Origin of the sequence: Hymenobacter aquaticus (assembly GCF_004765605.1) — a bacterium.
Classification (GTDB): domain Bacteria; phylum Bacteroidota; class Bacteroidia; order Cytophagales; family Hymenobacteraceae; genus Hymenobacter; species Hymenobacter aquaticus.
The window spans coordinates 2,571,093-2,595,543 of record NZ_SRLC01000001.1; the positions used below are offsets into that span (position 1 = coordinate 2,571,093).

A 24,451-nucleotide genomic window follows, 5' to 3' on the forward strand; every position below is an offset into this window, starting at 1 on the left:
GCCGTTTGGTTAGGCAACGGGCTCTTTGTGGTCGGTGCGGATGCCGATGCAGTGGTAGGTGAAACCAGCCTCGTGCAGCTCCTTGGCGTCGTAAATGTTACGGCCGTCGAAAATGGCTTTCTGCTTCATCAGGCGCGCTACCACGTCGAAGTTGGGCGAGCGGAAGTCGGGCCACTCGGTCACGACCAGCAGGGCGTCGGCGTCAATCAGGGCGTCGAACTCGTCCTTGGCGTAGGTGATACGGTCGCCGAGCGAGTGCTTGGCTTCTTCCATCGCCACTGGGTCGTAGGCCGACACGGTGCAGCCCGCGTCGAGCAACTTGTCGATAATCACCAGCGAGGGCGCTTCGCGCATGTCGTCGGTCTTGGGCTTAAACGACAGACCCCAGACGGCCATCTTTTTGCCTTTCAGGTCGCTGCCGAAGTGCTTGTACACTTTGTCGAACAGCACTTCCTTCTGGGCGTCGTTTACGCTTTCTACCGCCTTCAGCACCTGCATTTCGTAGCCGTTCTCCGAAGCGGTTTTGATCAGGGCCTTCACATCTTTGGGGAAGCACGAGCCGCCGTAGCCGATGCCGGGGTAGATGAACTTGGTGCCGATGCGGGCGTCGGAGCCGATGCCTTTACGCACCATGTTCACGTCGGCACCCATGATTTCGCACAGGTTGGCAATGTCGTTCATAAACGAAATCTTGGTCGCCAGCATCGAGTTGGCGGCGTATTTCGTCATTTCAGCCGACGGAATATCCATGAAGATAATCGGGTGGCCGTTGAGCAGGAAGGGCTTGTAGAGCTTGCTCATCACTTCCTCGGCGCGGGCCGAAGCCACGCCCACCACGATCCGGTCGGGCTTGAGGAAATCGTCGATGGCGGCGCCTTCCTTCAGGAACTCGGGGTTAGAGGCTACGTCGAACTCGATGTCGGCCCCGCGCTTGGCCAGGGCCTGCTCGATTTCGGTGCGCACCTTGGCGGCCGTGCCCACGGGCACCGTGCTCTTGGTCACGATAACGCCGTAGTTGTTCATGTTCTCACCAATACCACGGGCCACGGCCAGCACGTACTTCAGGTCGGCCGAGCCATCTTCGCCGGGAGGCGTACCCACGGCAATGAAAGCCACGTCGGCATCCTTAATGCCTTCGGCCAGGCTGGTCGAGAAGTGCAGACGCCCTTTCTCCACGTTGCGGCTCACCATCTCTTCGAGGCCGGGCTCATAAATCGGCAGGATACCCTTGTGCAGGTTGTCGATTTTTTTCTGGTCGATGTCGATACAGGTGACGTCAATCCCTACCTCGGCGAAGCACGTGCCGGTAACCAGCCCTACATAGCCGGTACCTACTACTGCAATTTTCATATATGTTGATGTTTGGGGAGAGAGATATTCAAGTGAAAGCCAGCGGGATGCCCCACTGGCGCGAATTGGTTGACAGGCAAAACAGGCCCAGCCCGGAGCGGCATACGGTTTATACCGGCCCCGGTTAAGCGCTACAGCTTCGCAAATAAACCATATTTGAAGATGCAATAGATGGCTCGGAACCCGTCGCGCCACCCAATTTTCTTGCCTTCGGCATACGTGCGGCCGTAGTAGCTGATGCCGACCTCGTAGATCCGCACGTTGGGCACCCGGGCTACTTTGGCCGTGACTTCGGGCTCGAAACCAAACCGGTTTTCTTCCAGGCGCAGGCCCTGAATGATGTCGCGCCGGAACAGCTTGTAGCAGGTTTCCATGTCCGTCAGGTTCAGGTTGGAAAACGCGTTGGACAGCATCGTCAGCCAGTAGTTGCCGATGCTGTGCCAGAAGAACAGAATCCGGTGCGGGTTGCCGCCCATGAAGCGGGAGCCGTACACCACGTCGGCGAAGCCGCGCAGCACGGGGTTCAGCAGCAGGTTATACTCCTGCGGATCGTACTCCAGGTCGGCATCCTGAATGATGACGTAGTCGCCGGTGGCTTCCCGGATGCCGGTGTGCAGGGCCGCGCCCTTGCCCTGGTTGATGGCGTGCTTGAGGTAGCGGATGGGCAGATCGGGGTTGGCGGCAATGTAGCGCTCAATGGCTTCCTCGGTGTTGTCGCGCGAGCAGTCGTTGACGATGATGACCTCTTTGGCCAGGCCGCCGGCCAGCTCCACCTTCTTAAGCTGATCCAGAATCAAGTGGATCGTGGGTGCTTCGTTGTAGGCCGGAATCACGATGGAAAGCGTACGCGGCGGAAACTGAATACCCGAAAGTGGTGAAGTAGGCGGTGATATCATTAACAGAAGACAGACAAGGCGTGAGTAACGGCAGCGAAGCTAAGGAGTCCTTACATCATGTGCCGCTTCCACCAGTGCTGAAACACGATGAGGGCCCAGATCCGGGCGTGCACGTCGCCGGGGTTGCGCGAAAACAGCTGCGTCTTCAGGGCCCGGATACCGTCGACGCTGAAAATGCCCTGGGCCTCGATAAAGCCGTCCGACAGGAGGTCGTCCTCAATCAGGGGCCGTAGCTCGTTGCGGAACCACTTGAGCAGGGGCACTTCGAAACCGTGCTTGGGGCGCTTGTAGAGCTCCTCGGGCAGCATAGGCCGGAAGGCGTCCTGCACGATCTTCTTTTTCATCTTCGCGTCGATTTTGCTTTCGACGGGCAAGGAGAAGGCGAAGTTCACCACGTTGGGGTCTAGGAAGGGCGGGCGCACCTCCAGGGAGTTGGCCATGCTCATCAGGTCGACCTTGGCCAGCATATCGTAGGGCAGCACCAGGTTCATGTCGGTGAGCAGCACCTCGTTCAGGTCGCCGTCGGCGTGCAGGTGTTGCAGCACGTCCTTGCGGCGCTTCTCGGCCAGCTTCTTGCCCACCTTGCGGCGCGAGTCGGCGCTGAGCAGGTTGCGGGCGTCTTTCTCGTTGACAAACGTGGCCCAGTCCCAGTACCGGTCCTTGGGGCCGCTGAGCATGCCGCGCGAGAAGCGCTGAAACTGCCGGATGCGGTTGCCGAAAAACGAGTTGCGCGACTTGGGCAGCACGTCCCAGAGCAGGTTCAGGCCCGTGACGGCCTCGGCCTTGAAGCCGCCCTGCCGCACCTGAAACTCGCCCATGTGCTTGTTGTAGCCGGCAAACATCTCGTCGGCCCCGTCGCCCGACAAGGCCACGGTGGCCTTCTCGCGGGTCCGCTTGCTGAGAATATACACGGCCAGGGCCGAGGAATCGGCGAAGGGCTCGTCGATGTAGTCGAGTACGTCGAAGATGTGGTCGTAGAGGTCCTGGTTGGTGAGCGAGAAAACCGTGTGGTTGGTTTTGTAGCGCTCGGCCACCAGCTTAGCGTACTTGGTTTCGTCGAAGAAGGGCTCGTCGCGGTAACCGATGCTGAACGTGTTCAGGTGCTGGGTGTGGCGCGAGGCCAGGGCCACAATGACGCTGGAGTCGATGCCGCCGCTGAGGAAGGCGCCCAGCGGCACGTCGGCCACCAAGCGGCGGGCCGTAGCGTCGTCGAGCAGCTCGACCAGCTTTTTCTGCTGATCCTCGTAGCTGAGCTTGTTTTTGGCCGTCTTCTTGGGGTCGTACGGAATCTTGTAGTAGCGCTTTTTCACCACTTTGCCTCCTTTGATGAAGAGGTAATGGCCGGGTAGCAGCTTCTTGACGCCTTTGAAAATAGTGGCCGGGCCGGGAATGTAGTTGAGCTGCAAATAGTGGCTCAGGGCTACGTAGTCGAGCTTGCGGGGCACGCCCAGGGCCAGCAGCGACTTCATCTCGGAGGCGAAGAACATCTTGTCTTCGTCGCGGTACACCAGCAGAGGCTTCTCCCCCATCCGGTCGCGGGCGATGAACAGGGAATCTTCCTCCTTATCGTAGATAGCCAGACCGAAAAAACCGTTTAGCTTTTTCAGAAAGCCCCGGCCCTCGGCGATGTAGAGCTGCAGGATAACTTCCGTATCGGTCTGGGAGTGGAAGCGGTGCCCTTTCTTGATCAGCTTCTGGCGCAACTCCTTGAAGTTGAAAATCTCGCCGTTGAAGACAATCGTGTAGCGACCCGACTCGTCGGTCATCGGCTGGTTGCCGTCGGCCGTCAGGTCGAGGATAGCCAGGCGGCGGAAGCCCAGGCCGCAACGATCGTACACAAAATGCCCCTGAGAATCAGGCCCACGGCTAATAATAGCGTCGGTTGAGGCATGCAACGCGGACAGCGAGCGGCGTCCTGCGTCGGTAAAAGCGAATACTCCGGTGATTCCACACATAATTGGCGGGCAAAAGTACGAACTCTGCGCACTTACTTTCTGAAAAACTTAGCAGCGCGCCCCCGCAACCAAAGCCGTGCCATGCTAGTAAACCCCTTTTACATTCCACTCTCTAGACTTTCTGATCTTATGGACCTTCAGCAGCAAATGGATTTACAACAGCAGTTTGAAGCCGCTGTATCGCGCGTTGACACCCTGCCCGGCGACAAAGCCGCCGCCCACATGACCGAACTCTACGGCTTGTATAAGCAGGCCACCGAAGGCGACCATGACACGAAAGGCGAAGTCGTGGGCGACGACTCGCCCGACAACCCCAGCGGCAACGCGGGCCTGTCGCAGGCCCAGTGGGACTCCTGGAGCAAGTTCAAGGGCGTGAGCGAGGACGACGCCAAGCGCCAATACGTAGAGAAAGTAAATGCGTTGGCCGGGCCCGTGGGCGAGCAGACGAACATCATCACCGGCAACGGGCAGGCGGCCACGGCCTCCTTGGTAGGCGGCGCCGATGCCAACTCCAGCCCCAGCGTTGAGGCTGATGACAACACCACCACCTCCCGCCAGGCCGATACCGGCCCGGGCGTTTCGCAGGGCGGCCTGCGCGGCGACATTACCGCCGGGGCACCCTACGGGGGCGAAGACAAGCTGAAAGGCGAACAGTCGTAGCCGTGGGCACCGCCCCAAAAAAAGCCCTGACTATTGCAGTCAGGGCTTTTTTTGGGCTAAAAAATCTTGCCGGGGTTGAGGATGCCGTGCGGGTCGAATACTTTTTTGATGCCGCGCATCAGCTCCAGGTTGGTTTCCTTCAGGGCAATGCCGATGTAGCCTTTTTGGACCAGCCCAATGCCGTGCTCCCCGCTGATGGTGCCGCCCAGCCTGACGCACAACTCGAAGATTTCGGTAATCGGCTGGCGCAGGCCCACGTTCCATTGCTCGTCGGTCAGTTCGCCGCGGATGATGTTCACGTGCAGGTTCCCGTCGCCGGCGTGGCCGTAGCACACGCTCTTGAAGCCGTAGCGCTGCCCGATTTCCTTCACGCCGCGCAGCAGCGTGGGCAGCTCGGCGCGGGGTACCACGGTGTCTTCCTCCTTATACACGGAGTTGTAGCGCACGGAATTGCCGATGTTGCGCCGGATCTTCCAGAGCTCATCCTTCTGCGTGGCGTTGTCGGCCAGCAGGATTTCGCCCACATCGTAGCGTTCCAGCACGCCGTACACCTGCTCAGCCTCTTTGTAGAGCTGGTCCATGTCCTGCCCATCCAGCTCAATGAGCAGGTGGGCGCGGATGTCTTCGGGCAGCGTCAGCGGTATTTTCAGGTAGTCGGACGACCAGGCAATGGCCTCGCGCTCCATAAACTCCATGCCGGAGGGAATCACGCCGGCCCGGAATACGGCCGACACGGCCTCGGCGGCCTGTTCTTCCCGGCGGAAAGGCACTAGCATCAGAATATTATGCTGCGGGTAGGGCAGCAGGCGAAACACCACTTTGGTAATAATGCCCAGCGTGCCTTCCGAACCCACCATCAATTGGGTGAGGTTGTAGCCGGTCGAGTTTTTCAGCGTGTTGGCCGCCGTCCAGATAACGTCGCCGGTGGGCAGCACCACTTCCAGGTTCAGGACGTAGTCGCGGGTGGTGCCGTATTTCACGGCTTTTGGGCCGCCGCTGCTGTGGGCCAGGTTGCCGCCCAGCGAGCAGCTACCCTTGCTGGCCGGGTCGGGCGGGTAAAACAGGCCTACTTCCTTCACGGCGTTCTGAAACGCCTCGTTCACCACGCCCGGCTCCACGGTAGCCTGCAGGTTGCGCTCATCGATTTCGATGATGCGGTTGAGCCGCTCGGTGCTGAGCACTACGCCGTGGTGCACCGGCAGCGCCCCGCCGCTCAGGCCGGTTCCGGCGCCCCGGGCCGTGACGGGCACGTGGTGCTCGTGGCACAGCCGGACAATTTTGCTGATCTCCTCTACGTTGGCCGGGCGAAGTACAACGTCGGGAGCAAAGTGCAAATCCTCGGTATGGTCGCGGCCATAATCGGCGTACACGTCGGCTTCTACGCGTTGGGCAGTAAGCACATACGCTTCGCCCACGATTTGTTCGAAGGCGGCTATCAGGTCGGAAGTCAGCGGTTGGAAATTCATATATAGACGGCAGAATGAGCGATTCACGTATCTTTGTCCCGATGCGGGAACACCTTACGAAGGTACAGTATTCGCACCAACGCTTTGTTTGGTGGCCACTAGTACTGCTTAGTGTCTTAGTGTTGTTGACTGGCTGCGGCAGCTCGCGCCAGCTCAACCAGCGTAACGGCCGGTATTATTCGGCGCGCGACATGGCCCGCATGAAAGCGGAGGAACGGCGCCGCCGGGGGGGCCGGCCCGTGGCGAAGGCCAAATCTAAAACGGCGACGCCAGCGGGCAAGTCCAAGACGGTGGTAAAGCACCGCAGCAGCCCGGCTACCGTTTCCCGGGACCTGGCCTCGGTTATCGAGGCGGCCCGCTCCTACGAAGGCACCCCATACAAATACGGAGGCACTACCCGCCTGGGCATGGATTGTTCGGGGCTGCTGTGCGCAGCTTTCGCGGCCATCGACGTGCAGATTCCGCGGTCTTCCAACGAGCAGGCCGTGTGGGGCACGCCGGTAAAGCCCCAGGATCTGCGGGCCGGTGATTTGGTATTTTTCGGAGCTTCGCCTGGCAGCGCTACTATTACGCACGTGGGATTAGTGACGGAAGCCAGCCCGGAAAGCGTACAGTTCATTCACTCTTCCAGCTCGTTAGGTGTCGTGGAGAATAGCTTGGAAAGTGATTATTATCTTAGTCGCTTTATCAAAGCGGTGAGACCAGTATTGTGAATTTCCCCCTTACCTTTGTGCCGTAAACGATCAGGGCCTGTTGGTTGTAGCGAATGGCAATGATTTGATAACGAACCCGGTAAAAAACGTCCGTACTTTTGCATTCCGTTTCACTTTAAGCTTCCTCTTTTTTCACCTACTTACCCATTTATGAAACATTCACGTTTACGCCTCTTACTCTTGCTGGTGTTGACGCTGTTGTCAGCCCCAGGGGCGTGGAGTCAGGGTACAACGACTTCGGCCATGACCGGTATTATTACCGACAAGGCCGGTGCAGGGTTGCCTGGAGCTACGGTCATTGCGGTACACACGCCGACCAACACCCAGTACGTTGCTCCAACCAACTCGGAGGGACGTTTCAACATCCAGAACATGCGCGTAGGCGGCCCCTACTCCGTGCGGGTTACGTTCATTGGCTACAAGGATGCGGACCGGACGGGCATTTTCCTGACCCTGGGCCAGAACCTGCGCCTCGACATCAACCTGAGCGAAGCCACCACGGAGCTGGCTGGCGTTACGGTTTCGGGTAAGCAGGACCCCACGCTGAACTCGCAGCGCAGCGGCGCCGCTACCAACGTACAGCGCGAGCAGATCGAGCGTCTGCCCACCCTGTCGCGTAGCTTCCAGGACTTTACCCGCCTGACTCCCCAGGCCAACGGTAACTCCCTGGCCGGCCGGAACGGCCGCTTCAACAACATCCAGATTGACGGCGCCTCGAACAACGACTTGTTTGGTCTGGGCGGCACCGGTGCTCCTGGTGGTCAGGCGGGCACCAACCCCATTTCGCTGGACGCCATCCAGGAATTCCAGGTGGTACTGTCGCCCTACGACGTTCGCCAGGGCCGCTTCAGCGGTGGCGCTATCAACGCCGTAACGCGTTCCGGTACCAACGACTTCTCGGGTTCGGTATTCGCTTTCGGCCGTAACCAAAACACAGCTGGTAAGAGCGTAACGCCCGATGCCTCGGGCAACCGCACCAAGCTGGCTGAGTTCTACGACTACCAGACCGGTTTCCGTCTGGGTGGTCCGATCATTAAGGACAAGCTGTTCTTCTTCGTAAACGGTGAAATCACCCGCCGCAGCGCCCCGCTGTTGTTCCGCGCCGCCGGTACGCAGGGTGAAACCGGTTCCGACGTATCCGCCTTCGTGACCGTTGATCAGCTAAAGCAGATTTCTGACCAGCTGGCCCGGTTCGGCTACAACGCCGGTGAGTATGGCGCTATCAACGCCGAAACCAACAGCAACAAGGCTTTTGCCCGTCTGGACTGGAACATCAGCCAGAACCACCAGCTGACGTTGCGTCACAACTTTGTTGACGCTTCTGATGACAACATCTCACGTGGCGCTACGTCGTTCCGCTTCGGCAACAACGGCTACAAGTTCCTGAGCCAGACCAACTCGACGGTAATGGAACTGAAGAGCCGCTTTGGTAGCCGCTACGCCAACAACTTGCTGGTCGGCTACTCGCGCATCCGTGACAGCCGCAAGATTAACGGTGACCTGTTTCCTTCCATCACCATCAACATGACCGGTGGTTCGGTATCGGCTGGTTCCGACTTCAGCTCGACCCAGAACAAACTGAGCCAGGACGTACTCGAAATCACGGATAACTTCAACGTATTCGCGGGTAAGCACGTGCTGACCTTCGGTACGAACAACGAAATCTTCCGGTTCGACAACCTCTTTGTTCAGCGCACCGAAGGTAGCTACACCTATCCTTCGCTGCAGGCCTTCTTTGATAACCCAGCTACCAGCACGACGCCCTTCCTGCCCAACTTCCCGAACGGCTACGGCACTGGCTTCCGCTACCAGCAAAACTTCGCGCTGCCCGGCGGTAAGCCCACTTCGAAGTTTGGCGCGGCGCAGTTCGGCGCTTACGTGCAGGACGAATACAACGTGACGGACAACTTCCGGGTAACTACCGGTGTGCGTTTCGATCTGCCCGTGTATTTCGACAAGCCTTCGTACAACTACAAGGTTGACTCGACCTTCGCCACGGCCAACGCCCAGACCGACGCCTACGACGTGCGGACCAACCGTCTGCCCAAGAGCCGCCTCCAGATTTCGCCCCGCCTCGGCTTCAACTGGGACGTGCGTAAAGACCAGACCTTCCAGCTGCGTGGTGGTGTAGGTATCTTCACCGGCCGTCCGGCTTACGTGTGGATTGCCAACCAGTACGGCGGTACCGGTGTTGACTTCGCCAACTACGACAGCAACGCTCCTGGTGCGGTTATTCCAACCGGTGGCTTCGCTCTGACCAACAACTACAATAACCTGGTCAACGCTATCAAAAACCAGCCCGCCCGGGCTGCCAGAGGTAGCGTGGCCGTGACGTCGAAAGACTTCAAGAACCCCCAACTGCTGCGTACCAACTTCGCCGTCGACTACCGTCTGCCCCTGGGCATCGTGGGTACCCTGGAAGGTATCTACTCCAAGACGCTGAACGACGTGCTGCCCCAGGACATCAACCTGGTGAACCCCACGGGTGTACTGCAGGGTGATGGCCGTCCGGTTTATCCTTCTGCCCGCTACCGCAACAGCCGCGACTTCAACAGCGTGTTCCTGCTGACCAACACCAGCAAAGGCTACCAGTACAGCCTGACGGCCGAATTGAAGAAGCAGGTAACCACCGACTTCTTCGCTTCTACCGCCTACACCTACGGTCAGTCGCGTGACGTGTACTCGGGCTCGAGCTCCACGGCGCAGTCGACCTGGGAATTCAACCCCCACGTAGCCAGCCCCAACAGCCTGCCCCTGTCCTACTCGAACTTCGATCTGCGTCACCGCGTTATTGCCTCGCTGTCGTACCGCAAGGCGTACGCTGAGCACTTCGCTACCACGATTTCGGCCTTCTACGGTGGTCAGTCGGGCTCGCCCTTCTCCTACACCTACTATGGCAACGACCTGAACGGCGACGGTGGCAGCTTTACCAGCAACTCGAACGACCTGGTCTACATTCCCCGCAACCAGAGCGAAATCGTACTGGTAACGGATGGTGTGAACGACCGTCGGACCATCGACCAGCAGTGGAACGAACTGAATGCCTTCATCGAGGGCGACGACTACCTGCGCGAGCACCGTGGCGAATATGCGGTGCGCAATGGTGCCCGTACTCCCTGGCAGCACCGCATCGACGTTCGCCTGTTGCAGGATATCTTCACCAAGATTGGCGAAAAGAACCATACGATTCAGTTGTCGGTTGACGTGCTGAACGTCGGCAACCTGCTCAGCAAAGACTGGGGCCGCGACTACTCGGTAAACAACCAGAACTTCGGTCTGCTGCGTTACCAGGGTCTGGAAAACGGTACGGCCGGTGGTCGTCCTACCTTCAGCTTCGGCAGCGGCACCACCGCTTCGCCCACGCTGGGTTACCAGATCAACCAGCTGGCCTCGCGCTGGCAGGCACAGTTTGGTGTTCGTTACCTGTTTTAATCGGTAAGTCTACACCGCTAACATAACTTCAAGTACCATGAGAATTTTCTCTTCTTCATATTTGCCGAAGCTGGCGCTGGTAGGTTCTTTGGCCGCCGCGCTGGTTAGCTGCGAAGACCCCGAGTTGCCGGAAGCCAAGCCGGTGAGCGCCTCGACGGTAGGCCAGTCCAAAGTACTGGTGGTTAATGCCGCCCCCGGTTCTACCGGCATTGCTGCCACGGCTGAGAACATTAGCCTGGGTGCTCCCCTGGCGTACCTGGGCTCGGCTTCCACTACTTTCAATGCGGGTCAGCGCCTGTTCGTTTTCAACGAGCCCACCAACATTGCAGCGAATCCCGCTAACTATCCTAAGGTTGGGAATCCGCCCGTAGATGCTCCACCCGTAAATACCACGGCCCGGACCGTAACTTCACGCACGTCCTTCCTGGGGGGTACCAACTACACGGTATTCCTGACGGATCAGCCGACCCGGCCTTTCGTATTCCCCGTAACGAATACCTCCGACTTAGGCGGTATTCGTACGCTGATCGTGACGGATAACCTGGCGGCTCCGGCGGCTGGCAAAGCCAAGGTTCGCTTCTTCAACCTGTCGCCCTCGCTGACTACTGCCGTTGGCGTATACAACACGACTGCTCCAGCGGCATTTCTGTTCTCGGCTCGTAGCTACCGGGCGGTATCTACAGGTTCGGGTTCGACGCTGGTCAACTTCAACACTTTCACCGAGGTAAACGCGGGTGCTTACACCCTGGACGTACGGGCTACCGCCACGGCAGCACCAGTAGTAGCCGCCAAGGTGTACACGTTCGAAGCCGGCAAGATCTACACGCTGTATGCCAGCGGCCTGACGGGCAGCAGCACCACGCCACTGGCTTTGTCGGTTGTAACCCACAACTAAGGACTAGCTAGTCTGCATGTTTAAAGGGGGCCGAAGAGATTCTTCGGCCCCCTTTTTTTGTTGACTACTGACGGTTGTGCGAGCCGCTGTACGGACGGCGTGCCAACCCAGTCTTTCCGCTACAGAATGCGGGCAAGGCAAAAAAAATCAAAAATATTTTCACTCTCTCCCTGGCGGGGCACCCTCAGGTATATCCCGATAGAAACCAAGGTCTTATAGGAACAAATATCGTCTTACCGCCCGCTAAGAGGCTTTTATTTCACTGCTCGCGGGTACTTTTTTCAACTATTTCTGAGGCGTGCTCTTGCAAAATCGAAAACGCGCTGTACTTTTGTACCACCAAACGCAACCGGCGAATGGACATACAAACGGGGGATTAGCTCAGCTGGCTAGAGCGCTTGCATGGCATGCAAGAGGTCATCGGTTCGACTCCGATATTCTCCACCAAAAGCCCAACCTATCCGGTTGGGCTTTTTTGTTGCCCCTACCCTACCGGGTGGTGGGCAGCAACCTACCATCCAAACAAAAAGCCCAACCGGGTAAGTTGGGCTTTTTGTTTGGAATCCTGATCGGGCTTTAAACGAACAGGCCGTCGACCGACAGGTACCGCTCGCCGGTATCGTAGCAGAAGGTCAGCACGCGGCTGCCCTGGGGCATGTCGGGCAGTTTCTTGGCCACGGCGGCCAGGGAAGCCCCCGACGATACGCCGATGAACATGCCTTCCTCCCGGGCCGCGCGCCGGGCCATGTCGAAGGCTTCCTGCTGGCTGATCTGGATGGTGCCGTCCAGAATATCGGTGTGCAGGTTGGCCGGAATAAAGCCCGCGCCAATGCCCTGAATCGGGTGTGGGCCGGGGGCGCCGCCGCTGATAACCGGCGACAGCTCGGGCTCCACGGCAAACGTCTTCATGTTCGGGAATTTGGGCTTGAGCACTTCCGTGACGGCTGTGATGTGGCCGCCGGTGCCCACGCCGGTAATGTGGAAGTCGAAGCCTTCGGGCGCGTCGCGCAGAATTTCCTGAGCCGTGGTTTCGGCGTGCACCTTGATGTTGGCCGGATTCTCGAACTGCATGGGCATCCAGGCGCCGGGCGTGTCGCGCACCAGCTCGTGGGCTTTTTCGATGGCACCTTTCATGCCTTTTTCCCGGGGCGTCAGCTCCAGATTGGCCCCGTAGGCCGTCATCAGGCGGCGGCGCTCAATCGACATCGACTCGGGCATCACCAGCGTCAGCTTGTAGCCTTTCACGGCGGCTACCATCGCCAGGCCCACGCCCGTGTTGCCGGAGGTAGGCTCCACAATCAGGCTATCGGGGGTCAGGATACCGTCCTGCTCGGCCTGCTCAATCATCGACAGGGCAATCCGGTCTTTGATGCTGCCCCCGGGGTTGGCACGCTCCAGCTTCACCCACACTTCCACGTCGGGGCGGTGGGCAAACAAACGGTTCAGGCGCAGCAAGGGAGTGTTGCCGATGGTATCAAGAATGGTGTTGGCTTTCATGGGTTGAAACGAGTGAATGGTTGAATGGAAGAATGGTTGAACGAGGAAATAGGTGAACGAAGAAACAGTTGCATAAGGCAATGCACATTCTCCTATTCACTATCCTCTCAGTCAACCATTGGTATTAGATGGAGAAGGTAATGTCGGCCGTAGGGTCTTCCGAGCGGGTCACGTGGATCTGGGCCCGGTGGTACACGCGCGAGTGCGACGGTACGCTCTCCGTGAGCCACACGTTGCCCCCGATGATGCTGTGGCTGCCGACCACGGTGCTGCCGCCCAAAATAGTAGCGCCGGCGTAGATAACCGTATGGTCTTCGATGGTGGGGTGGCGCTTGAGGTTGGCCATGTGCTTGGCCACGCTGAGGGCCCCAAGCGTGACGCCCTGAAAAATCTTGACGTACGCCCCGATGACCGCCGTTTCGCCGATAACGATGCCCGTGCCGTGGTCGATGCAGAACGAGGGGCCGATACGGGCGCCGGGGTGAATGTCGATGCCGGTGCGGGCGTGGGCGTACTCGCTCAGGAGCCGGGGCACGCGCGGCACCCGCAGCTGGTAGAGGCCGTGCGCGAAGCGGTGCAGAGCAATGGCGTAGAACCCCGGATAGGTGCTGATGACCTCTACCGTCCCTTGAGCGGCCGGGTCGGCGGCCACGATGGCAGCGGCATCGTGCAGAAGCTTGTCGCGCAGCTGGGGCAGGCCGGCCATGCAGGTGGCGGCAATCTGGTCGGCCTCCTGGGGGCTCAGCACGGCCCGCAGCAGCTCGGCCAGCTCGGTTTGCCAATGGTAGAGCACGGCCTCCAGGGCATCGGTACTGTTGAGCGGACGGGCCGTGCGCTCCGGAAACAGCACCTGCAGCAGCTGGTCGGCCAGGGCGCAGAAGGCTTCGGCGGGCAGGGGTGCGGTGGCCTGGCGGTGAGCCAGCGCCAAAGACTGAATAAAAGCAGCGTGCATGGGACAGACAAAAACGGCGGCCCGCACTACCGGGGCGCCTTGGGGCGGCAAGATAACGGCCACTACGTATGCTGCAACCACTGGTCTGCCGGAAGGTTTGGGGCACAACCGTTGGCGGATGCCTTGCGTTAGGAAACCAGAATCCTGCGCATTTCTAACCAATCACCTTTCTACCTCCTTTCTTATGGCTGATACCACCATCACCAAAGTCGACTCGGCATATTCTCCCAAAGGCCACGACGGCGAAAAATACCTGGCCTCGGGTATCCACGTGGCCATGCGCCTCTGGGAAAACGAACAGCCCGGCGAGGCCAAGCCCGCCGCGACGCGGCCCTACGAAACCGTTGGCTACGTTATCAGCGGCCGGGCCGAGCTGCACCTGGAAGGCCAGATGGTCGTGCTGGAAACCGGCAACTCCTGGGTAGTGCCCAAAGGCGCCTCGCACACCTACAAGATTCTGGAGGCCTTTACGGCCGTAGAAGCTACCAGTCCGCCGGCCCAGGTACACGGCCGGGAAGAGGCGTAAAACCCGCTTCTGACTCAATTTGGGAAACGCCGGCTCTGGTTAGGGCCGGCGTTTGCATTGGCCCCTATTTGTACTAATCTGATTCGAATCAATCGAGCAGGTTTAGCAAAACCTAGCTGCGTCTAACCCAGCGCAGCGGTAAATGAGTCCCAACTAATATTCAAAATTTATTATATTTTTATGTATATACATCTATAAAACAATATCTTACCTCGTCGTCATCGTAAACCTATACGCTGCCGGGCGCAACAAGGCCGGTTTGAAAAGCAAGCCCGGATAAATACTTCCGGCCGGAGGATAAAAGTGAATTATTCCTAAACTATCTTAGGTAATTACCGTTCAGAGGCCAAACGCTACTTTCCCATTTTGGCTATGAAACACCTTATACCCCGTACCCTGGCTGCCTGCCTGCTGCTGGCCAGCGGATTTCTGACGACAGCCCAGGCCCAGACCAGCCGAGCGGCCGCCGCGGCGCTGTACGTGAACGACGCGGCGCAGGCTGGCGACGTGTATACGACCGGAGTGGGCAACGACCAGAGTGGGGACGGCAGTAGCAGTGCGCCTTTTGCCACCGTAGCCCGGGCCCTGGCCAGCGCCGACGCGGCCACGGCCACCATTTTCATTGATGCCGGCACGTATTCCGAGCGAGTCGTGCTCAATAAGAACATCAGCCTCCAGGGCGTGGATACGGCCCGCACGGTGTTTGACGGCGGCCTGGCCCCGAGCGACGTGCAAACCCAGGAAACCGGTATTTACATTACGGCCGTGGGCGGCACGCCCGACAACCCGGTGAAAATTTCCCGGCTGAAAGTGCGGGCCTATGACTACGGGATTCAGGACGACAACCAGGTCAACCACGTTAACTTCCTGATTGAGGACGTGGCTACCACCCAGAACCGGCAGTTCGGCATTTACTGGAACGGCCAAGTCAACTTCACCCAGAACATCACTTTCCGGCGGGTGCGGGCCACCAAAACGGCCCTGGAGCCCAACACGCGCAATAACGGCGCCGGCCGCGGCCTATTTCTCGTCAACGGCAGCAAAATCAACATCCTGATTGAGGACGGCGTGTTTGAGCAGAACCGCAGGGCTGGCATCGACATCAACGACGGCAGCGTGAGCGGGCTCGTGATTCGGGGCTGCCGCCTCGGCTTCAACCTGGGGCCGGCCATTGCGGTGCTGGGCGCGGCGGGTCTGCGCGACGCCAACGGCGCCTTCACTACCCCCGCCGCCCTGATTGAAAACAACTTCATCCGCAACAACGCCTCCAACGGCCTGGAGCTGAAATCGTGCACCGGCACGGGCCTGGGCAGCGGCCCCGGCAGCCTGGTGGTGCGCAATAACTACATCGTCCGGACCATCGGGGCGCCTACCAACCTGGCCGAGGACAACGCCGGTATTGCCTTTATCGACCGGGACCGGAGCATCATCAGCGTGGGCGGGGGCGTCACGAGCGACCTGACCACCGGCGGGGCCTACATTCAGAACAACATTGTGCGCGGCTACCTGGCCGACGCGCTGCGCACGGCGTTCAACATCAACGGCTTCGGCATGGTGCTGGAAGGAGCCAACAACAAGGTATTCGGCAACGTGGTGGCCAACTGCCAGCGGGGCATTCAGGTGCAGGACCGGCCCGCGAACAGCACCGGCTCGACGCCGTTCTTCGACATTGACCGCAACGCCTCCCTGGTTTCGGTGGGTGACAGTATCCGCAACAACCGCCTCGACAGCTGCACGACGTCGGTGCGGGCCGTGAACCTGAGCAGCACAATCAATGCCTCGCTCAACTGGCTGGGCAGCAACCAGGTGACGGTGGTGCGCGGCACCAACGGCCTGAACGGCCGCCTGATTACGCTGGGCGGGCCGACCACCAGCTTCGCACAGGTGTCTTCTCTAGACCCCACCGGCCGCATCGACTACACGCCCTTCCTGCACACCAACACCGATGTGGCCGCCACGCCCGGCTTCCAGAGCGACCTAAGCTACCTGCACGCCGATTGGTACAGCCCCAACCTGGGCGTTGCGCCCTGCTTGCAGGAAGCGTTGGTAGACGTGGCGGAAAGCGGCACCGTGGAGCTGGTAGCGGCGACCTACAACGGCTCGGCCACCATCACCAAGAACGTGACGCTGACCAACGACGGAGCCACCACGCTGGAGAATCTGGGCCTCAACGCGTCCGGTAAAGCCGCCAGCTTCGCGGCCCCGTTCAGCCTGTCGGGCACCCTGACGCTGACCGCCGGCCTGCTGCGCACCTCTGCCACCGGCCTGCTGACCCTGACGGCCACGGCCGCGGCTACCGAAGGCAACGCGGCTTCCTACGTGGAAGGCCCCTTGCGCAAGCTGGGCAGCTCGGCCTTCGTCTTTCCGCTGGGTAAAGCCGGAATCTGGGCCCGACTGGCCATTACGGCCCCTGCCAGCCCGGCCAGCGCCTTTACCGCCGAGTATTTCGCCTCGGCCTACGGCAACACCACCTTTACTCCGCCCCTGAAGAAAGTAAGCGCCGTGGAGTACTGGAACCTGGACCGCACCGGCTCGACGGACGCCGTGGGCGTGCGCCTGTACTGGGAGGATGGCAGCCGCAGCGGCATCGACGCCTTTACCACCGATCTGCACGTGGCCCGCTTCGACGGCTCGACCTGGGTATCGGAGGGCAACGGGGGCCTGAGTGGGGCGTTGGCGGCGGGTTCCGTGGCCTCGGCCGGCCCCGTGGCCAGCTTCGGGCCGTTCACCTTCGGCGCGGCCGACGTTCCGCTGCCGGTTAAGCTGGTTAGCTTCACGGCGACCGAGCGGCAGCCGGGCGTCGTTACGCTGCTCTGGCGCACGGCTTCGGAAGAAAACAACCAAGGCTTTGGCGTGGAACGCAGCCTCGACGGGAAAGACTGGCAGCAGCTGGCTTTCGTGGAAGGCCGCGGCACCACCGCCTCGACCAGCAACTACACCTTCCAGGACCAAGCGGCTCCCGTCGGCGACCTGCTCTACTACCGCCTGCGGCAGGTAGATACCGACGGCACGGTGGCCTATTCGCCCGTGGCAACCATTGCCCGTACCGCCGAGCAAGGCCAGCCCATCAAGCTGGCCCTGGCGCCCAACCCCGCCTCCGACTACACGACCCTGTACTTCTCCGCGCCCGTCGCCGGGAAGCTGCAAGTCTCGCTCACCGACCTCACCGGCCGGGTGCTGCTGCGCCAGACCCTAACCGAATCGGCGGACGCCACGGTGCAGCTGCCGGCTTCGCTGCCGGCGGGCACTTACCTGGTGCGGGTGGAAGGCCCGGGGTATTCGGGCAAAGCGCTTCGGCTGCTTAAGCAATAAGCTTCTGCCTCATTAACAACAGCAAGGGCCGCCCGGTATCGGGCGGCCCTTGCTGTTGTTAATGAGGTGGGCTTCTCTTAGCGCACCAGCTCGATTTTCTCAATCCGGTCCCCGATTTCCAGGCGGCTGACCACATCCATGCCGCTAACCACCTGGGCAAAGATGGTGTAGCGCCCGTCGAGGTGGGGCGTGGGCGCGTGGGTGATAAACCACTGGCAGCTTTCGGTATCCTTGCCCGCCGAGGCCAGCCCGACAGCCCCTTCGCCGTAGCGCAGGTTGGCAAATTCAGAGCGCAGATTGTAGTCGGAGCTGCCCCAGCCGTCGCCGCGCGGGCAGCCGCCCTGGGCCACGAAGTTGGGCACCACGCGGTGGAAGTTTTTGCCATTGTAAAAGCCCTGGTTGACCAGCTGCACGAAGCTGGCCACCGAGCCGGGCGCTTCGTTGATCAGCAGCCGAAACATGACCTCGCCTTTGCTGGTGCGAATCCGGGCGCGCTGCCCGGCCGGAATGGCCTGCACCGCGGCCCAGTCGATGGGGTGCGTGGCGGCTTTGGCCACTGGGAACGGCTCGGGCTGCTTTTTTTCGAGGTAGTCGATGGTTTGCTGCAACGACTGCCAGGCTTCCAGGTCGCGCGGAAGCACCAGCTTGTCGCGGGCATCTTTCAGAAAGGTAGCGTTGGCAAACACGCGGCGCATGTCCAGCTTCGGGTCCCGGATAGCCTCGGCGGCGGTGCCCATCACGGCCACGTCGCCGGTGCCCACCGCGCGCTGCATGGTGAGGGCAAACGTGGAGTGCTGCTCGGCCGGGAAGCTGGGCAGGTGCCGCATGGCGACCAGCGCCTCAATGCCATAGGTGCCAATCACGACCGGTTGGCCGGTGGCGAAGGTGGCGTTGCGCACAAACTCGTACGCGGCCGGGTCTTCGCCCATAGCCTTCAGCAAATAGCCTTTCTCGTAGGGGTCGGCGGTGGCCTGGTAGCGCTCCTGCACCGCCGCCCGAATGGCATTTTTTTCCGGTCCGCCCAGCTTCAGGGCTGTGGCCAGCAGGGTAGCCCGGGGCCGCCAGGCGCTCAGCTTATTGGCCTTTTCCAAAAACAGGACGCCCGGCTCGCCGCTGGCGTGCGCCAGGAAAAACTCGGCCGCCGCCAGGGCTACGTGCTCGTGCGCGTCGGAGAGAGCCGCCCAGGCCGACTCTTTTACCGGCGCGTACTGGGCCGCCGTCATGGCCCGCAGCGCGCTGATGCGCACCCGGTAATCCGGGTCGCGGCGGGCCAGGGTAGCCAGCACGGCCGGCACTGTGGGCGCGGCGCTGGCTTTGCTCAGGGCGGCGGCGGCGGCGCTGCGCACGGCGTAGCTAGGGTCATTTTGGGCGCTGGCACTAATGGCCGGCGCGTAGGAAGTCAGGTTCAGCCCCCGGGTGCGGGCCAGGGCATTGGCCGCCGCCAGCCGGGCCCGGTAGGGGTTCATGAGGGCCAGCAGCTGCACCAGCCGCCCGGCTGCTGCCTCGGAGGTAACCCCGCGCAGGCCGGCCCGGTAGAGTCCCCACGCCTGCCCCGATACAGCGGCCGTGTCGGCCCCCAGGGCCGGGGGCAGCTTGGCCAGCCCCGCCAGCCCCGCCCGCGACACGCACTTGCCCAGCGCTTCGAGGGCCGTGAAACGCGCCAGGGCATCCTTTTCCTGCAAAACCCGCTCCCGCAAGGCCGTTTCGGCGGTGGTGTCGGCGGTCTGGCCCAGGGCGTAGGCGGCGGCCACCCGCACGCTGGCATCGGCGTCGGTGAGGCGGGCGGTGAGGGCCGGCACGGCGGCTTTATCCTGCACCGAGGCCAGGGCCAGAGCGGCTTCCCGCCGGTACAGCGCCTCGGGGTTGCTCAGAAAAGGCAGCAGCGCCGCGCTTTGCCGCTCGTCCTGGGCGGTGGCAATCTGCCGCAGCGTGGCATCCCCGAACTTATTGGCGACGGTGGCGGTGGCGGAAGTTTGGGGCGGAGCCGTGCAGGCAGTGAAGCCGGCCGCCGCCGCGCTTACGAAAGCACTGGCCAGGGCTAGTCGGCAGAGAAGGTGGTAGGTCATGGGTGGCCCAAAATAGCCAAAATCCCCTGGTGCTGCCAATCCTGCGCCCAACTATCCGGTCAGCCATTAACTCTGCCCTTCGATTTCCCGCAGCAAGGCTTCCAGGTGAGCAAACAGCTCGTCATTGCCCGTCTGCTCGTAGGTGGCCAACGCTTGCTCGTAGCCGGTCAAGTCGTAGAGAAAGGCCTTGACGTTGTCGGCGGTGAGGGCCTCGAAGTGGCGGCCGTAGCCGCGCTTTTCCACTTCGGCGGCATTGAGAAACTGCTCGAACTGGGCCGGAATCGGGATGGCGCAGATGGGCTTGCGCAGGTACACGGCCTCGCTGATCAGGGAAAAGCCGCCGTTGGTAAGTACGGCCCGGGCGCTGGCCAGATCGGCAATGAAGCCCTGCTCACTGAAGGCGCACAGCTGCACGTTGCCGTGGCTTTCTTCCTTGTTGAACCCGTACACCTTAAACGGCTGCCCCGGCAGCTGCTGCAACATCGGCACCAAATCTTTCTGGTTGGTGGCCGACTGGTACACCAGCACGTGCGGGCCCCCGGACGGCGTAGCAGCCAGGATTTCGGGGCGGATAATGGGCGGCACCAGCGTGGTGTGGGGCTTGACGACGGGCAGCGGGAAAAACGTCGTGACCAGGTAGTGGCGGCTGCGCGGCAGCTTGGCCCGCACGACGTGGCGGGCCACCTCCAGGTTAGCGCGCTCGGCGCGCGGAATGGCAATATCGAGCTGGGTCCGGCTGATGATCTGCATGTTGTCGATGCTGATCAGGGGCAGGCGGCGCCAGCGGGCGAAAAAGTAGCTGAACGACTCGAAGTCGGAAATCACCAGGTCGGGTGTGAAGTCGCAGAGTAGCTCCCGGTACTTGGCGAAGTTGACGCGCAGGTTGTCGGGGGCCGTGCGCAGGGTAAGCACGGCCGTGCGCGACTTGGACACGGTCAGGTTCTTATACGCCAGGTGAAAGCCCCGGATTTCGTGGACGCGGCCGGGGAAGTTGGCCGCCAGCATCTGGTAGGCCCGGGCGCTGCTCACCACGCACACGTTGTGGCCCAGGCCGAGCAGATGGGCAATAACCACCTTGCTGCGCGTGGCATGGCCCAGCCCTTCGCCGGGCACCCCATACAGAATGTTCATTGCAGAATAGCGTGACTGATTGTACCCGTCAAATAACCGAAATATCGGGCACAGCGCCGCCGTGGGGCCGGGCGCTAGGGCGTCAGCGTGGTGATAAAGCAGCCCACGGCCTCGGTGCGGGCCGGCGCTACCGGCCGGCCGGCCACGATGGCGGCCAGGGCATCCTGCAATTCGTGGTGGTTAATGACCATGCGGCGCTGCCCCAGCTTGGCGTAGGAGTCGTCGATGCGGCCCTGGTAGAGCACCGTGCGGCCATCGGCGGCCGTCACGACGACTTCCGGGGTGATGCGGGCCTGAAACTGGCGGGTCAGGACCTGGTGCTCGTCGAGGCGGAGCGGAAACGGCAGCTGGTACTGCTTGCCGAACAGAATCAGGTCGGCGGGCCGCAGCTGCTGATCCGGGAACACGCCCACGAACTGCACGCCCTGCGGCGCGTAGGTGGCGTGCAATTGCCGCAGCGTGAGCGTGGCCGTCTGGCAGATCGGGCAGGTATCCGACAGGAAAACGTAGACCGTGGCCTTGGGCGCGGGAGCCGCGGGCCGGGCCGCGCCCACCAGCAGGCCCAGCGCCAGCAGGCAGGTCAACCGAAGAAAAGACAGCAGCTTCCGCATGAGTGATGTTGCCCGGGCAAGGGTAACAGGCGCACTTGCCTGCTGGGCCGGGGCCGGTGCTAAAGGTAGACACCGGCCCGCACAATCCGGTTCCGTAGCGCCCAACCGGCCGGGCTGCGTACATTCGGCGTGGTTTTCGCGTGCGGCCTGCCGGCTTGCGTACCGTCCTTTGCGTCCTACTTATCTGCTTCCGAATTATGAAACGAGCTTCTCTGCTCCGTCCCGGCCTGGCTTTTATGGCCCTGGCTTCCCTGCTTACCACCAGCTGCACGGCCCCGCGCGTCATGACCATGTCGGGCAAAGTCACGCCCCGCGGCGAGTTCCGGGTGGGTGGCAACCAGGCCTTCAACATTCCGACCGAGACCATCAGCAAAACCGGCTCGGCCATCAAGGAAGCGGCCGAGCAGCTGGTCAGCCAGGAAAAAGTGGACTACAGTGCCTCCGGCGAGCTGGTCGATAAGCTCCAGGTGGCGGCCCTGGCCTACGTGCTCGACCCGGTGCAGCCCGCCGCCGACCTCTACGTGCGCTACGGCGTGCTCGACCGGCTCGACGTGGGCTACAAATACGCGTTTGGCTCGCACGTCTTCGACGGCATGTACCAGTTTCTGGGCCCCACCGGCACGGTAGAGCGGCCCGGCGGCGCGGCGGGGGCCATGTACGGCAGCATCGGGCTGCAGTTTGCCACCCAGCGGGCCAAGCTGCCCAGCATTCCCTACCTCGACAACATCAACGACCTGCTGCAATTCCGGGCCAACCGCAACGATTTGCTGGTGCCGCTGGTGTTCAGCCACTCGTTCGGGCCCGAGGAGTCAATCGGGGCCTTTTCCTACGGCCTGGTGTATTCCCACACTTTCCTGCGCTACGGCTTCGCGCCCAAGAACATCTACACCGGCAACGCCCTGCTGCCGGGCCTGGAACGCAAGCAGAACTTCTCGTCGTTCGGGGCCTTCACCAACGTAAAAGTGGGCTTCAAATACGCCTACGTCATTCCGGCCCTGGCTATTTACTACCAGAACTACGGCACCTACCAGCTGCTGAACGGCAAGAGCAGCAAGCTCAGCGGCCTGACCTTTATTCCCTCCATCGGCCTGCAGTTCCGCATCCCGACCAGCCGCTAGTAGCCCCGTAGCGTTTGTTGCCGAGCCCGGTTGCCTGCAAGCAGGTAGTCGGGCTTTTGCTTGCCCCCCGAGCCGGGAACGGAAAGCGGCGGCGAGTGGCTCCCGGCAATCCGGGCGCCGGGTTTTCGGGCCTGCGGACTTTTTGCTAACTTCCGCTCTTCGCTTTGGTTTTTTCTGTTCCGCATGCTCCATTTTTACCTTAATAATCAGCGTATCCGCACCGACCAGCCGGCGGGCAGCACCCTTCTGGATTTCGTGCGCTACGAGCAGCACCTGAAAGGCACCAAAATCGGGTGCCGCGAGGGTGACTGCGGCGCCTGCACCGTGCTGGTGGGCGAATTGCAGCCCGATGGCCAGGTGCAGTACCAGTCGATGACCTCCTGCCTGACGCCCCTGGGCAATGCCCACGGCAAGCACATCGTCACGGTGGAAGGCATCAATGCGGCGGCCGGGGCCCTCACACCGGTGCAGCAGGCCATTGTGCAGGAAGGCGGCTCGCAGTGCGGCTTTTGCACTGTGGGCTTCGTCATGTCGCTCACCGGCCACAGCCTGAGCGCCCAGCCCGCCACGCCCGAAACCGGCCTAGCGGCTATTGATGGCAACATCTGCCGCTGCACCGGCTACAAGTCCTTGGAGCGCGCCACGGCCCTGCTCACCAGCCAGCTGGCCGCCCGCCCCACCGACAACGTGGTGGATTGGCTCAGCGAGCATCAGTTTGTCCCGACCTACTTCAAAGACGTGCCGGCCAGGCTACAAACGCTGAAAGCTGAACTTCTGAACGAAACCAACAATCAGCCACCAACAACCAACAATCAACTACTGGGCGGCGGCACCGACCTGCTGGTGCAGCGCCCCGAGCACGTGCGCGCCGTGCCCGTACAGCTGCTCTACGACCAGGCCGCGCTGCGCGGCATCCGGCAGGAAGCCGATGGCCGCGTCGTGCTGGGGGCCGCCACCACGGCCGAGAACCTGCGCGCCTCGCCCATCATGCAGCAGCTGTTTCCCGGCCTGCACGGCTACATGAAGCTGGTTTCCTCCACTCCCATCCGCAACATGGGCACGGTGGCCGGCAACTTCATCAACGCCTCCCCCATCGGCGACCTGACCATCTTTTTCCTGGCCCTGAACGCCACCGTCACGGTGGGCACGCCCGCCGGCGCGCGCCGCGACATTCCGCTGCACGAGCTTTACAGCGGCTACAAAACCTTGACCAAAGCCGCCGACGAGCAGGTGCTGGAAATCAGCTTTGCCACCCCCCAGCCCACCGACCATTTCAACTTCGAAAAGGTTTCGAAACGCACCCACCTCGACATTGCCAGCGTCAACTCGGCGCTGTGGCTGCGCACCAGCGGCGGGTTCGTGCAGGATGCCCGGCTGTCGGCCGGGGGCGTGGGCCCCACCCCACTCCGGCTGGCCCGCACCTCGGCCTTTCTGGTCGGCAAGGAAGTCACGCCGGCCACGCTGGCCGCCGCCAACGAAATTGCCCAGACCGAAATCAGCCCCATCAGCGACGCCCGCGGCACGGCCGAGTACAAGCGCCTGCTGCTGCGCCAGCTGCTGTTTGCCCACTTCCTGCAGTTTTTCCCCGAGCGCCTAAGCTTCCGCGAGCTGGTATAAAGAGCTGATTTTGTTCTACAAATCGTCATTCCGAGCAGCAGAGGAATCTCGCGTGCAATGGTAACCGTCATGCTGAGCGCAGTCGAAGCATCTCTACCGCAATGGTAATCAACTGGCACTGCAACGAAGCGGTAGAGATGCTTCGACAAGCTCAGCATGACGAGTTACTGTTGCAACGTCAGCACGCAAGATTCCTCGCGCTGCTCGGAATGACGGGCAGCTACATTTCTAAAACCCTCTGAGAAGCCGCACTA

At 61.4% G+C, this 24,451-nt stretch carries 17 protein-coding genes and 1 tRNA gene; 9 read left to right on the top strand and 9 right to left on the bottom strand.

Translation table 11 applies throughout. The features are described from left to right. Positions 1 to 9 precede the first annotated feature (9 nt). From E5K00_RS10705 to asnB, 3 genes are all read right to left on the bottom strand, one after another. Positions 10 to 1,350, bottom strand: coding sequence for a UDP-glucose dehydrogenase family protein (locus E5K00_RS10705; protein ID WP_135463212.1), 1,341 nt, complete (start codon positions 1,348 to 1,350; stop codon positions 10 to 12). A 131-nt stretch (positions 1,351 to 1,481) separates the two neighbouring features. Continuing rightward, positions 1,482 to 2,246, bottom strand: a complete 765-nt coding sequence (locus tag E5K00_RS10710) for a glycosyltransferase family 2 protein (RefSeq protein ID WP_135463213.1) — start codon at positions 2,244 to 2,246, stop codon at positions 1,482 to 1,484. A gap of 50 nt (positions 2,247 to 2,296) precedes the next feature. Beyond that, a complete protein-coding gene (gene asnB, locus E5K00_RS10715) occupies positions 2,297 to 4,201 on the bottom strand; it encodes an asparagine synthase (glutamine-hydrolyzing) (RefSeq protein WP_135463214.1) in 1,905 nt (634 codons plus the stop codon). A gap of 129 nt (positions 4,202 to 4,330) precedes the next feature. Between asnB and E5K00_RS10720 the strand changes: the two genes are divergently transcribed. Then, on the top strand, positions 4,331 to 4,861 hold the full coding sequence (locus E5K00_RS10720; protein ID WP_167856832.1) for an acyl-CoA-binding protein: 531 nt from the start codon (positions 4,331 to 4,333) through the stop codon (positions 4,859 to 4,861). Between the two features lie 56 nt (positions 4,862 to 4,917). Here the strand turns inward: E5K00_RS10720 and E5K00_RS10725 are convergent, their stop codons facing one another. Then, positions 4,918 to 6,327, bottom strand: coding sequence for an FAD-binding oxidoreductase (locus tag E5K00_RS10725; RefSeq protein WP_135463216.1), 1,410 nt, complete (start codon positions 6,325 to 6,327; stop codon positions 4,918 to 4,920). Positions 6,328 to 6,449: 122 nt separating this feature from the next. On the opposite strand from E5K00_RS10725, the gene E5K00_RS10730 reads away from it, so the two are divergent. The 4 genes from E5K00_RS10730 to E5K00_RS10745 all read left to right on the top strand — a co-directional run bounded on the left by E5K00_RS10730 (position 6,450) and on the right by E5K00_RS10745 (position 11,814). Then, positions 6,450 to 7,040, top strand: coding sequence for a C40 family peptidase (locus E5K00_RS10730; RefSeq protein WP_245328258.1), 591 nt, complete (start codon positions 6,450 to 6,452; stop codon positions 7,038 to 7,040). A gap of 243 nt (positions 7,041 to 7,283) precedes the next feature. After that, complete coding sequence (locus E5K00_RS10735; protein ID WP_167856833.1) at positions 7,284 to 10,472, top strand: TonB-dependent receptor; 3,189 nt, start codon at positions 7,284 to 7,286, stop codon at positions 10,470 to 10,472. Positions 10,473 to 10,509: 37 nt separating this feature from the next. Next, positions 10,510 to 11,367, top strand: a complete 858-nt coding sequence (locus tag E5K00_RS10740; RefSeq protein ID WP_135463218.1) for a DUF4397 domain-containing protein — start codon at positions 10,510 to 10,512, stop codon at positions 11,365 to 11,367. A 370-nt stretch (positions 11,368 to 11,737) separates the two neighbouring features. Beyond that, positions 11,738 to 11,814 (top strand) — tRNA-Ala (locus tag E5K00_RS10745). A gap of 129 nt (positions 11,815 to 11,943) precedes the next feature. Here E5K00_RS10745 and cysK read toward each other — a convergent pair. Together cysK and E5K00_RS10755 are read right to left on the bottom strand one after the other, a co-directional pair. Then, complete coding sequence (cysK, locus tag E5K00_RS10750; RefSeq protein ID WP_135463219.1) at positions 11,944 to 12,864, bottom strand: cysteine synthase A; 921 nt, start codon at positions 12,862 to 12,864, stop codon at positions 11,944 to 11,946. 124 nt (positions 12,865 to 12,988) lie between these two features. Beyond that, positions 12,989 to 13,816 (bottom strand): serine O-acetyltransferase, encoded by an 828-nt coding sequence (locus tag E5K00_RS10755; RefSeq protein WP_135463220.1) that lies wholly within the window; start codon positions 13,814 to 13,816, stop codon positions 12,989 to 12,991. 184 nt (positions 13,817 to 14,000) lie between these two features. Between E5K00_RS10755 and E5K00_RS10760 the strand changes: the two genes are divergently transcribed. Continuing rightward, entirely contained in the window at positions 14,001 to 14,342 is a 342-nt protein-coding gene (locus E5K00_RS10760; RefSeq protein ID WP_135463221.1) for a cupin domain-containing protein, read from the top strand. 372 nt (positions 14,343 to 14,714) lie between these two features. Further along, a complete protein-coding gene (locus E5K00_RS10765; protein ID WP_135463222.1) occupies positions 14,715 to 17,654 on the top strand; it encodes a T9SS type A sorting domain-containing protein in 2,940 nt (979 codons plus the stop codon). Between the two features lie 77 nt (positions 17,655 to 17,731). Here the strand turns inward: E5K00_RS10765 and E5K00_RS10770 are convergent, their stop codons facing one another. The 3 genes from E5K00_RS10770 to E5K00_RS10780 form a co-directional block, all read right to left on the bottom strand. After that, positions 17,732 to 19,720 (bottom strand): peptidylprolyl isomerase, encoded by a 1,989-nt coding sequence (locus E5K00_RS10770; RefSeq protein WP_135463223.1) that lies wholly within the window; start codon positions 19,718 to 19,720, stop codon positions 17,732 to 17,734. Between the two features lie 66 nt (positions 19,721 to 19,786). Further along, positions 19,787 to 20,851 carry an MJ1255/VC2487 family glycosyltransferase gene (locus E5K00_RS10775; RefSeq protein ID WP_135463224.1) on the bottom strand — a complete coding sequence of 355 codons (1,065 nt, stop codon included), beginning with the start codon at positions 20,849 to 20,851 and terminating at the stop codon, positions 19,787 to 19,789. 74 nt (positions 20,852 to 20,925) lie between these two features. After that, positions 20,926 to 21,462 carry a redoxin domain-containing protein gene (locus E5K00_RS10780; RefSeq protein WP_135463225.1) on the bottom strand — a complete coding sequence of 179 codons (537 nt, stop codon included), beginning with the start codon at positions 21,460 to 21,462 and terminating at the stop codon, positions 20,926 to 20,928. Between the two features lie 197 nt (positions 21,463 to 21,659). Between E5K00_RS10780 and E5K00_RS10785 the strand changes: the two genes are divergently transcribed. Together E5K00_RS10785 and E5K00_RS10790 are read left to right on the top strand one after the other, a co-directional pair. Continuing rightward, complete coding sequence (locus E5K00_RS10785) at positions 21,660 to 22,580, top strand: hypothetical protein (RefSeq protein WP_135463226.1); 921 nt, start codon at positions 21,660 to 21,662, stop codon at positions 22,578 to 22,580. A gap of 183 nt (positions 22,581 to 22,763) precedes the next feature. After that, positions 22,764 to 24,197, top strand: coding sequence for an FAD binding domain-containing protein (locus E5K00_RS10790; protein ID WP_135463227.1), 1,434 nt, complete (start codon positions 22,764 to 22,766; stop codon positions 24,195 to 24,197). The last annotated feature ends 254 nt before the right edge of the window (positions 24,198 to 24,451 follow it).